This window comes from Oceanobacillus indicireducens (assembly GCF_014647195.1).
GTDB lineage: Bacteria > Bacillota > Bacilli > Bacillales > Amphibacillaceae > Oceanobacillus > Oceanobacillus indicireducens.
This window is the reverse complement of sequence record NZ_BMOS01000061.1, coordinates 1-6,763: the sequence shown is the minus strand read 5'-3', so window position 1 is coordinate 6,763 and position 6,763 is coordinate 1. Positions and strand designations below refer to the sequence as shown.

Sequence of the window (6,763 nt, the reverse complement as noted above, 5' to 3'; positions counted from 1 at the left end):
CTCAGTTTTAAATTGCGATGTGGCTCACTTTTCACTTGCGAAATACACATATAATCACCTCTCATAAATACTTTTGTTGAAATAAATTATACAGAAACTAATACCTAAATTCAGTAATAGTTGAATATAAAATTCAAATATAGTTGAATTTATTTCTTTTTATAACTTAATAAAAGCAAAAAACGTATTCTAGTAGGCTATTAGCGAGCTAATAGCCTAGCCTTCATGTTACAAGAAAAAAGAAAAACGTCTGCTATCCTTTTGAAAGTTATGATATTATAAAAAAAGATTTGATTTTGGAAGGTATGAATGAAAATAGCAATAGAGTACTAAATTCCTTAACGGAGTATGTTGGATTAAAGGGAATTAATCGTTTGAAAACCGAAGTGTTATATTTTTTTGATCAACTACCCAACTGGAGACAAAAATGCAAGTACCATCTATAGATCATTAGAGTTAATTGGAACGGTTGGAGCGGTTTTTAGAGAATTGGACGCCGAATTTATTGAAGAAGTATCGAGCAAGAGTTTTGGTCAGTCATTAACCAATACAGTAGAAGTGGGGGGTCTAAATAAAATGACAGCAGTGTTAGGTTATCTGATAGGACTTTTGATATATTCACCTTTTAATTTGATTATACATGAGTTAGGTCATGCATTCTTTATAAAGCTACTAGGTGGAAAGATAAATAAGATACACATAGGTGTAGGGGGTCCTTTAATCAATTTAAAAGGGTTCTCTTTCAATAAATACTTTTTTATATTAGGATATGTTGACTTTGATTATAGTACTGTGAAGATTAAAAATAAAATAGGGGATTTCTTCATTATATTTGGGGGAGTTTTATTCAATATTATTTCACTAATTATAGTTATTCTAATCTTCAACGCTTACAATCCAAATAGTTTTCTGAAAGGATATTATATAGGTTTTACAATCACGTTGATAATCAGTGCATTAATACCTGTAACATATCCAAATGGATATGACAGTGATGGTAAGAACATTTTCAAACTATTAATAGGAAATAGGAAATACTGATAGAGGGTGAAAATATGGAAGTTAAAGAGCAAATCCATAGATAGCAGCTGAAATAGTAGTAAAAGTAAATTCGCCAGAAAATGAATGCTGAAAAAGGTTCTCAGCATTCATTTTCTTTGAAGTTTACCTAAAAATAGATATTGACTTCTAATTTAAAAATAGGCATTAAAAAAGGGGATAGGGTGCTTGCTCGTTTGGGTTATGGTCCCTGGTCATTCATTTCGTGTTTTCCCCCTTTAGCTTCTGAAAATTTTTAAAACTGACATAGCGCTTTTCAAACAATTGATAGAGACTTATACTTATTTAAATATCGTAAAGCAATTTATAATGGAGGACATGATGAAAAAATGGATTATTTTAATTTTGACTATAGCAATAATTTGTGGCTTTGTGCTATATCACGTCATGAGTAACAGCGGCAGTACTCATACAATTTATGTTTCTGTAAATGGAGACGACAAAAATAACGGCACAATCTCCAAGCCTTATCGAACGTTTAAAAAAGCAGCACTAGAAGCGAAGGCAGGAACGGTTGTATATATTCGAGAGGGAATTTATAATGAACAGCTTATCGTCCAGCATAGCGGCACAAAGGAGAAACCTGTTGAATTTAAAGCCTATAATCAGGAAAACGTAGTAATTAGTGGAGAGGGCTTAAAACAGTTAGAAGGCGATATACCTTTAGTAACAATTGAGGATAATAACTATGTTACAATCAGCGGACTAACAATGCAGGATTTGACAACAGACGTAAGCGATCATACAGTTATGGGTATATTTGTTACTGGTTCAAGCAGCCATATTCATTTGGAAAATAATCACGTACATGATATAAAAACCTTGGCTGATGATGGAAATGCCCATGGAATTGCTGTATATGGGACGGACGGGATGAAGGATATTGTAGTCGAAAATAATACAGTTGAAGATTTAATTCTTGGTGCTAGTGAATCGATTGTGCTCAACGGCAATATAGACGGATTTACGGTGAAAGACAATCTTGTTCGGAGAAATAATAATATTGGTATTGACCTGATTGGTTTTGAAGGCATTTCAAATGATCAAAATGCCGATTTTGTGCGTAATGGATGTGTAAAAAATAATACAGTGTATGAAATATCTTCATTTGGAAACCCAGCATATGGAGAAGAATATGCTGCAGGCGGTATTTATATTGATGGTGGAAAAAATATTATTGTCGAGGAAAACAAGGTGTATGCCAATGATATTGGAATAGAGGCAACATCAGAGCATGCTAATCAGTATGCTGAGAATATTAGCATACTCCATAATGAGATATATAATAATCATTTTACAGGGATTTCAGTTGGTGGTTACGATAAGGAGAGAGGCGGCACTAAAAATTCCGTGATTGCAGAAAATGTTCTATATCGTAATGATACAAAAGCGCTGGATGGCGGACAGTTATTGATGCAGCATAACAGTAAAAACATTCGAATAGAAAAAAACATATTCACCGCAGGTCCTACACGAATTTTTATCGCTAATTACTTTGATACAATTCAAAATAATACATGGAAGCAAAATGTTTTTCATGACGAAGAAGGAAAAGAGGGGATATGGATTTGGAAAAACAAATCCTATACATCCTTTCCAGACTTTCAAAAAGCCTCAAATATTGATGAAGAATCCAGGTATATGGAAATGGAGGATATTGATTTCATATTGGAAAAGACATCTTTTGGAAGGTGAATTGTTAAAAAAGTTGAATCGAAACCCATTTAAGGCAATGACTTTAAAAAGTGATTGCCTTTTAATATGCAAAATATAATTATTTAAACGATTATTCTTTAATAAATGAGCATGAACCGATGATTGACAAACTTGGAGATGAACTGATGATTTGGGCTGCATTGTTAGGTTAACGGAAGTTGTTTATAAGGAATTTTAAAAACTATATCCCAAATATGAACAGTAATCAACGTATTCATACAGAACAATAAATACGGCCGCGGCATACTCTGAAAGAATGAACTTGCTGTTGGTTCTGCCCGGAGTGCTGGAAGTGGTCGTTCTTCTAGTCCTGGCGGAGTCGGCGGTTCGTTCGGTGGTTCTGATGGTGGAACGAGATAAAGTATTTTGATATCTGTCACTTCTTGAATTTTATCGAAGTGACAGATATCAAAATAATTGCGAAAGAAAGGTATGAACCAAATATCGAAAATCTAATGTTGGATTCATAAGGTTTTCATTCTTACAATACTTTTTTTACGTCTGCAACGAGTTGTTCAAGATCTAATTTCGATAGGCCATCATACCGTTTAATGATTTCACCTTTTGGATTGACAAGGAAGAAGGATGTGCTATGTGCATATGCATGGCCTTCTGGTCCTCCACCGTCTAGTACGGTTTTAAAGGAGTTGTTGGATAGTTCTTTTATTGTGTCAAATTCATATCCGGTTAAAAAAACCATATTTTCGAGATTTGCATCATACATTGTTGCATAATCCTGTTTTTTAGCCGATGATTGGCGGTGTTATGCCGTCACTACTTAGTGTTGCTTGTACGTTTACGATATTAGCTGTTGTTTGCGGACAAACCATTTTGCAGTTTGTATAGAAAAAATAAGCAATCCACCATTCATCTTTTAATTGATCTGATGCAAATGTTTCATTATTTTGGTCTATAAATTCGAAATCTGCGGCTGTCGAGGACATATTTGATTCAATTTTTTCGTTACTACAAGCGACAAGTGTAAGTGTAAAAATGAGTAGCATGATGTTGATCGATATCTTTTTCAATCTGGTAACACCCTTTCTACTTAAACACCAATGATTTATTATTTATAAAAAAATAAGGACGTGAGGTTCACTCTACATCAAATAGATGTAGAGTGCTTTTACGTCCCATTACATATAATTCAATTAATTAGCTACTCATACTTTTGATTTATTTGATTCTTTCTCAACTAATAATCCGCTACCTTCTGATAAGTACCTGTCAATTCCTTCAGCAGCACGGTATGCTAATGCACCGACTGTACCTGTTTGTTGAGGTATTTTATGTGGTAAAGCAGATGCTCCGATTACGAATAAATTTTCCATGTCCCATACTTGAGAGTAGTTGTTTACTGCTGAAGTCTCCGGGTCATCTCCCATAATTACCCCACCACTTGTTTCACCATATCCTTGCGTATGACCCCACTCTTGAGGTGGACTACTTTTTTCAATGATGTCCGCTCCCATTTCTTTCATGATTTCTTCTGCACGTGCACTAAAGTACTCTGAGTATTTTTGGTCTTGTTCTGTAACTGAGTGTGTAATTCTTAATAATGGGTCATTGAACATATCTGTATATTTTGGATCTAAGTCCATATAGTTAAATTTCCAACCGAATGAAGGTGACATGAATCCAACACTTAACATACGGTTTGCATAGTGGAGTGATTTTTCTTTAAACTCTTTCCCCCATCGTGGTGTACCTTGTGGAACTGGGTTGGAACCAATCGGTCCTGAACCACGTTGACGAATTTCACAAATTCCTCCACCGATAAAGTCTAAGTCAGAGTTATCAATGTTGTCACTATCGAGGTCACTAAATGTACCGCCTAAGGCACCTGAACCCATAAATAAGTTGAATTTTTCATTTTCAAAGAAACCAGTTGCACTTCCACCTGGAGATGTTAAACCAGCAGAGTTTTTACCAATAACTCCTTCACCTGTTTTCGGATCATATGGTTTTCCAATTTCCGAAAGTAACATTAAGTGTGTGTTAGAAATTGTATAACCAGCTAAAATAACCACGTCAGCAGGTTGCTCATATTCAATTCCCGTACGCATATCTACATATAAAATACCAGAAGCTTTTCCGTCTTTATGTAATACACGGCGTGCATAAGAATCTGTACGTAATTCAAAATTACCTGTTTTCATAGCCGTAGGAATAACTGTCGCAACTGGGTCTGATTTCGCGCCGAAGTCACAACCATACATCATACAAAATGAACAATATTGACAAGCATTAATTGTTTCTCCATCTGGATTCTCATATTGTTCAGAAAGGTTAGCTGACGGTATCATAACTGGGTGATATCCTAATTTGGATGCAGCTTCTTTAAATAACTTTACTGGGTATGAAGGACGCATTGGTCCTGTAGGATAACTATCGCTACGTGGTGGGCCCATAGGGTCCTCTTCACCAGATGTACCAGCTGTTTTTTCGAATTGGTCAAAGTAAGGTTCCAACTCATCATATGATATCCCCATATCTTGTAAATTCATATCTTCTGGAATTTTATCTTCTCCATATTTTTCAATCGTAATAGAACGTGCTTGAAGGTCAAATTTACGTCCACGCTGAGTAACACCTGACCAATGGACACTACTTCCTCCAACGTTATTTCCTTCAAAGTTTTCACTTTGTGTTCGAAGTGGGAACGCTTCCTCATCTAAACTACCACGTGCTGTGACGGTTGAAATAGAGTTATCTGTCATAATTTCATAACGAGAAGCATAACGCAGCTCATCTTTAGAGCCAACGAAGTCACTATGGTCATGATCTTTTCCCCGTTCTAGAGCTACAACTTTATATCCCTTTTTTGTTAGTTCTGCTGAAGGGATCCCACCAGCCCAACCAGTACCAACTACGACAACATCTACTTTGTCTAATTTTATAGCCATAACAATCCTCCCTACTTGATTAAGTTATTTGTGTTTATCCCTGATAATCTATTAAACTCATTTGTTCGAGGATTTGGAATTCCTCTTCTTCGATTAAATCACTATAACCTGCACGAATTCCCGGATGTTCTTTCATTTTCCATCCCATCATGTTCTTGTTTCCACCGTAAAGTGGATCAGCATATGCTCCTTCAATCGTCATTTGACGTAATAAGTTAAAGAATGTAGAGCCTTTAACACCACGTAATTCGATTTCTCCAGCTTCCATCGCTGTTAATAACTCGTCTTGTTGTTCCCCTTCTACATCATAAAACTTTGCATCAAGTTTATTTAGACTTTCGGCATTCAACTTTCGAACACCTTCAATAAACACTTCACCACGTGACATTAACGTTTGATAAGATGAGGCAACGTTTACTTCCTGAACGGGACCTTTCATATAGTCAAATTTATTCGAACCATACGGACCAGCTAATTGTTTATCAATAAAATATGGTACACCCAAACCAATTGCGCCTGGGCCATTATCATCTTCTGGATAAATTCTTTCCACTGTCGCTTCTAATACAAGAAAATCTTCAGTTCGAGTGAAGAACATTCTTGTTTCTGTAAAATCCTTTGCTGGATTAACTTCTTGATTAGATGCTGTCTCATCTGATGTTAATGGATTGTTGATAAATGAACCTAATATACTACCGCCAACAATACCACCGACAACTAATCCAGAGTTTTTCAAAAAATCGCGTCTCGATTTTTGATTAGACTGATTGATCTCATATTTATTTTCTTTCTCGGCTGACATATGCATCCCTCCTAGTAAAATATAATTGTATGAATTACGCAAATTATATCATATCCTGAACAATTTAGGTAAAAAATTGTGTATTATCACGAATTTTGAAGAATAAGATCTAAATTAAATTGACAAGATAAGTAGTTTTATGTAATAAAATGCAAACCCCTCTGAGTATTGCATTCAATTTGTACCACCTTTGCAGTTCTTTTTACCAGTGTTTGCGGAGGAGTTTACCATTGTTTATGGCAAACTAAAAATGTAGGTTATGGCACTTCTTTTATGCATG

The 6,763-nt window shown here is 35.3% G+C and carries 7 protein-coding genes; 2 read left to right on the top strand and 5 right to left on the bottom strand.

Features of this window, described 5'->3' with window-relative positions:
• Positions 1-576 precede the first annotated feature (576 nt).
• A complete protein-coding gene (locus IEX94_RS19150; protein WP_229782813.1) occupies positions 577-1,041 on the top strand; it encodes a site-2 protease family protein in 465 nt (154 codons plus the stop codon).
• 336 nt (positions 1,042-1,377) lie between these two features.
• Positions 1,378-2,754 carry a right-handed parallel beta-helix repeat-containing protein gene (locus IEX94_RS19145; RefSeq protein WP_229782812.1) on the top strand — a complete coding sequence of 459 codons (1,377 nt, stop codon included), beginning with the start codon at positions 1,378-1,380 and terminating at the stop codon, positions 2,752-2,754.
• 164 nt (positions 2,755-2,918) lie between these two features.
• On the opposite strand, the gene IEX94_RS19140 is transcribed toward IEX94_RS19145, so the two are convergent.
• The 5 genes from IEX94_RS19140 to IEX94_RS19120 form a co-directional block, all read right to left on the bottom strand.
• On the bottom strand, positions 2,919-3,155 hold the full coding sequence (locus tag IEX94_RS19140; protein ID WP_188859809.1) for a hypothetical protein: 237 nt from the start codon (positions 3,153-3,155) through the stop codon (positions 2,919-2,921).
• A 101-nt stretch (positions 3,156-3,256) separates the two neighbouring features.
• Positions 3,257-3,499 carry an SCO family protein gene (locus IEX94_RS19135; RefSeq protein ID WP_188859807.1) on the bottom strand — a complete coding sequence of 81 codons (243 nt, stop codon included), beginning with the start codon at positions 3,497-3,499 and terminating at the stop codon, positions 3,257-3,259.
• A 19-nt stretch (positions 3,500-3,518) separates the two neighbouring features.
• Positions 3,519-3,803, bottom strand: a complete 285-nt coding sequence (locus IEX94_RS19130) for an SCO family protein (RefSeq protein WP_188859805.1) — start codon at positions 3,801-3,803, stop codon at positions 3,519-3,521.
• Between the two features lie 135 nt (positions 3,804-3,938).
• Positions 3,939-5,681 carry a GMC family oxidoreductase gene (locus tag IEX94_RS19125; RefSeq protein ID WP_188859804.1) on the bottom strand — a complete coding sequence of 581 codons (1,743 nt, stop codon included), beginning with the start codon at positions 5,679-5,681 and terminating at the stop codon, positions 3,939-3,941.
• Positions 5,682-5,715: 34 nt separating this feature from the next.
• On the bottom strand, positions 5,716-6,483 hold the full coding sequence (locus IEX94_RS19120; protein ID WP_188859802.1) for a gluconate 2-dehydrogenase subunit 3 family protein: 768 nt from the start codon (positions 6,481-6,483) through the stop codon (positions 5,716-5,718).
• Between the last annotated feature and the right edge of the window lie 280 nt (positions 6,484-6,763).

What these genes read in the sequence shown, in the direction of transcription:
- IEX94_RS19150 (WP_229782813.1), top strand. Translation starts at nt 577, where the DNA reads ATGACAGCAGTGTTAGGTTATCTGATAGGACTTTTGATATATTCACCT.
- IEX94_RS19145 (WP_229782812.1), top strand. Translation starts at nt 1,378, where the DNA reads ATGATGAAAAAATGGATTATTTTAATTTTGACTATAGCAATAATTTGT.
- IEX94_RS19135 (WP_188859807.1), bottom strand. Translation starts at nt 3,499, where the DNA reads ATGTATGATGCAAATCTCGAAAATATGGTTTTTTTAACCGGATATGAA.
- IEX94_RS19125 (WP_188859804.1), bottom strand. Translation starts at nt 5,681, where the DNA reads ATGGCTATAAAATTAGACAAAGTAGATGTTGTCGTAGTTGGTACTGGT.
- IEX94_RS19120 (WP_188859802.1), bottom strand. Translation starts at nt 6,483, where the DNA reads ATGTCAGCCGAGAAAGAAAATAAATATGAGATCAATCAGTCTAATCAA.